The organism is uncultured Corynebacterium sp. (genome assembly GCF_902489365.1).
In the GTDB taxonomy this organism is placed as follows: Bacteria; Actinomycetota; Actinomycetes; order Mycobacteriales; family Mycobacteriaceae; genus Corynebacterium.
In genome coordinates this window covers 1-2,033 of record NZ_CABTZR010000162.1, presented here as the reverse complement: position 1 = coordinate 2,033, position 2,033 = coordinate 1, and the positions used below count along the sequence as shown (strand labels likewise).

Here is a 2,033-nt window from a genome sequence, read left to right as displayed (position 1 = left end):
GCAATGAGCTTGAAATCAGTCATGCGGGAATCTTATCGCTCGACTGAGCTTGCCGGCTAGCCCCTCGTTCCGCGCTCCACCAGCCGGCCACGGAGGCAGCGGTCACCACAATGAGCAGTCCCCACCCAATGGTGGCGATGAAGACGCTCATCCAGTGTGCGGCGGTGGGCATGCTGGACGACGTCCACTCGAGCGGCGCCAAGAATAAAAATGCGGCCAACCATGCTCCCCACGTGTGGAAGACCGAGCGCGCAAGCACCACCGTAAACAGCATGGGGATAAGCCACATGGAGTAGTACTGCTGGCCCAAGGAGGAAAGGAAGAAGATGCCGACCATGATGGCACCACTTGTACTCAGCGTCCAGAAGGTGGTCTCGCTGTCCCGCCAGCGTAAAAGCCCGAGGATCGCCACTGCCGCTAGTGCCGCGAACAGGACCCAGATGGGGTAGTAGATAATGCCGGGGAGATCGAAGTAGGCGCGCACCCCCGGCCACGAGGCGTTGGCATAATCGCGCGTTGTGGCCAGGTAGGGCAGAAGGTTGGCGCGGAAGCCCTCCACGCCCGGAACGATCGGCCAAGCCGCAAGGTTGCTCACCAGCGGTATAGCCACGCCCAAACCTAGGGCGAGCCAGCGCTTGCGCACTAGGGCGAGGAAGAGCAGTGGGGCAAATTGGGGCTTAACCAGAATTGCCAGACCGATGCACAGTCCGGCGGCCCATCCGTGCTTGTCCAACAAGACCAAAAACGCCACCATGGCGAGTAGAAGCACGCCGTTGATATTGGTAAAGACCAAGGTGTTGATGACTGATTCGGTAGCGAAGGCAGCAGCGATGCTGACTGGCCACAGGGGACCTCGAAGGCTGTGGCCTACGAAGCGAGTCAGTAGGGCCAAGGCGGCGACGATGGCCGCGGCGTTGGCCAGAATGAAGGCGATGCGCGCGTGTTCCTCGGACACAAGTCCCAAGGGGGATAGGAGGAGCGTTGCGCCCGGGTTGTATAGGTAGAGCGGCTCGACGAAGGAATAGTTCTGTTCGTAGACCGGGTTGCCCTCCCACAGGTTCCGGATTGCTCGGTAGACGGTGCCGAAATCATCGGTCACCGTGCCGTTGAAGGCGAGCACGAACACGCGATGGAAAACCAAGACTATGGCGGCGGGCCAGGCGGCGGCCGTCCACAGTCGCGCGGAAGCTGGGGGTGAGGGAGCCGGAGAAGTCACGGCAGCAAAGTTTACGGGGTTTGGGTGCGTCGGTAGCGCAGAAACACCGTGCTATCGACAGCAGCAACGTTCTCCAGCTCGAGCTTGAGCGCAGGGGAGGTGGCCTTACCATCGACGACGGGCTTGTCGACGGAAGGCGATAAGTGCGGATCAAGCGTCAAATAGAGCTTGTCCACAAGCCCTTCGGCGATAAAAGCGGAATACACGGAAGGGCCGCCCTCGCAACTGATGCGGCGCGCGCCCCGTGCGCGAAGGGCTGAGATTGCCTCGCTCATGGTTCCAGTGCCAATGCTTAGAATTTCGGCGCCTGCCTCGATGAGGTGCTGTGCCTCGGGCGAAGATACGCGCGATTCCGGGGTGAGCACGATGGGGCCGGAGGCCATAAGGTCCTCGAATCCGGAAAAGTCTAGCGAGTGACTGAGAATGGCAAGGCGGGTGTTGCTCGCGGGCCCATAAGATTCTGCCTTCACCGTGGCTGAGCCCACCACGGTAACCTCGGCCCAGTCGCGTAAGGCCGCGAAAAGCTTGGCATCAGTGTCGTTGCCCATGGGGCCGGAGGTGCCATCGATAATGGCTGAGCCGTGAAGCGTGCTGACGGCGTTGAGTCGAATACCTTCGCTGTCAGGGCCGAGCAGCGTGTCGATGAGTGCGGTGTTATCCATGTGGCCAGCGTACGTGGCTTAAGCCCTAACCTTGGCAAAGGCTCAAGCCCCTTAAACCAAGCCAAGCCAAGCGCATTCAGGATAAAAGAAAAAGACCGCAGATGAACTGCGGTCTTAGGGCTTAAGGGACATTTCGTGTGGATAAACCGGTACGG

At 60.3% G+C, this 2,033-nt stretch carries 2 protein-coding genes; both read right to left on the bottom strand.

Annotation, left to right across the window (positions count from 1 at the left end; genetic code table 11):
• Nucleotides 1-19: 19 nt before the first annotated feature.
• Nucleotides 20-1,216, bottom strand: coding sequence for a glycosyltransferase family 87 protein (locus RDN59_RS12150; RefSeq protein ID WP_308608059.1), 1,197 nt, complete (start codon nucleotides 1,214-1,216; stop codon nucleotides 20-22).
• Between the two features lie 11 nt (nucleotides 1,217-1,227).
• Nucleotides 1,228-1,878: a dihydrofolate reductase family protein gene (locus RDN59_RS12145; RefSeq protein WP_308608058.1), complete on the bottom strand. Its 651-nt coding sequence runs from the start codon at nucleotides 1,876-1,878 to the stop codon at nucleotides 1,228-1,230.
• Nucleotides 1,879-2,033: the final 155 nt, after the last annotated feature.